Annotated in this window: 1 protein-coding gene; it reads left to right on the forward strand. The window is 41.9% G+C overall.

Annotated elements, in window-relative coordinates:
- The first annotated feature begins 101 nt into the window (after positions 1 to 101).
- A complete protein-coding gene (locus tag BLP57_RS17505; RefSeq protein ID WP_175443014.1) occupies positions 102 to 1,427 on the forward strand; it encodes an IS4 family transposase in 1,326 nt (441 codons plus the stop codon).
- The last annotated feature ends 180 nt before the right edge of the window (positions 1,428 to 1,607 follow it).

Below are 1,607 nucleotides of genomic sequence, written 5' to 3' on the forward strand. Positions count from 1 at the left end.
CAATGCCATTTAGTTAGAACATAGTATTCCAAAAGATTGCAATGTATGGTAAAAAAGAATTATACATTGCAATCTTTTTTTATACAAAAGGAGGCTCGCTTATGAACTCTACTTTTGCTTCCAGTTATGAATTGCTCCTGTCTGCTATTTCTGAATTAGAACTTCAGAAGGATTCTTTTGTCCTTCACCCTGGCGTTGATTTTTCGAGAAAACGTAAGATTTCCTTTCGGGATACGATCCTCTCTCTTTTAACCATGCAGGGTGGCTCTCTTTCTACTACATCCCATGACTTTTTCCAGCACAGGTTTCCTGCTGATATCCCTTCTCTTTCCGCTATCCACCAGCAAAGGGCCAAGCTTCTTCCAGATGCCATGAGTTACCTGTTTTATCATTTTACACAGAAACTTCCGGCAGGACATACTTATGATGGATTTCAGCTCCTGGCTTGTGACGGATCTGATCTGAACATCTGTTATGACCCTGCGGACAAAGAAAGCTGTAAACCTTCCGGCAATGGAAAAAGAGGCTCCAACCAGCTCCATCTCCATGCGCTGTATGATCTTTGTAATAAAAGATACACAGATATACGGATCGAAAAGACAATGGTCAGCAATGAATCCCGTGCCCTGGTCCAGATGCTGGGAAATATCAGCACCCCTGCCAGAACGATCATACTGGCTGACCGGGGATATGAAACTTATCACGTTTTTGCCCATATCATGGCAAAAGGCCTGTCTTTTGTTATCCGTACAAAGGATATCTCCCGCAGGGGAGGGATCTCGTATGGTTTCCGGCTGCCTGACAGGGAACTGGACGAAGACCTGGATTTTTTTATCACACGGAGCACGGTACATTCAAAAAAAGATCCTGTCCACTATAAAAAACTTTCCCCAAGCTCCGTGTTTGATTTCCTAGATCTGGAAAAAGACGGAAAACAGGCAGTCTATCCTATGAGATTAAGAATGGTACGGTTTTTACTGGATACCGGTGGATACGAATGTATCGTTACGAATCTTGAAAGAGAAGCATTCCCTCCGTGGAGGATCAGGGAATTATACCATTTGAGATGGGGAATCGAAACATCATTCCGAAAATTAAAGTATAGCCTGGGGCTTTCCCAGCTTCATTCAAAAAAGGCGGGATACGTAGAACAGGAGATATACGCGCGCGTCATTCTGTATAATTTCTGTGAATCCGTTACCCCACATGTAAGTACTCATCAGAAAAAAACAAAATACGCTTACCAGGTGAACTTCACCATGGCTGTACATATCTGTAAAGCTTTCCTTCAAAAAAGCAGTCCTACGATCTCGCCTCATATCGAGACACTCCTGTTACGCTACCTGGTCCCGGTCAAGCCCGGCCGGAAATTTCCCCGTACCAAAAAGAGGAAAGGCTTTGTAAGCTTTGCATACCGAGTGTCCTAATATAAGAATACTATAACTTTTTTTGGATAAAAACACAAGTTATTTAAAGGATAAAAGTACGATTTCTACCCCAAAGGGGAAGTTTGCGTATTTTTTCCTCTCAAAGCACTCCAAATATCAAAACATTACAGAATGTAACATAAAGAATCATCTACAAAATGTTCTATCTAAATGGCATTG

The organism is Blautia sp. SF-50, from assembly GCF_900101315.1.
Taxonomy (GTDB): domain Bacteria; phylum Bacillota; class Clostridia; order Lachnospirales; family Lachnospiraceae; genus Blautia_A; species Blautia_A fusiformis.

Bases quoted from the DNA above. Each gene is read 5' to 3' on its own strand.
- BLP57_RS17505 (WP_175443014.1), top strand. From the start codon at position 102: ATGAACTCTACTTTTGCTTCCAGTTATGAATTGCTCCTGTCTGCTATT.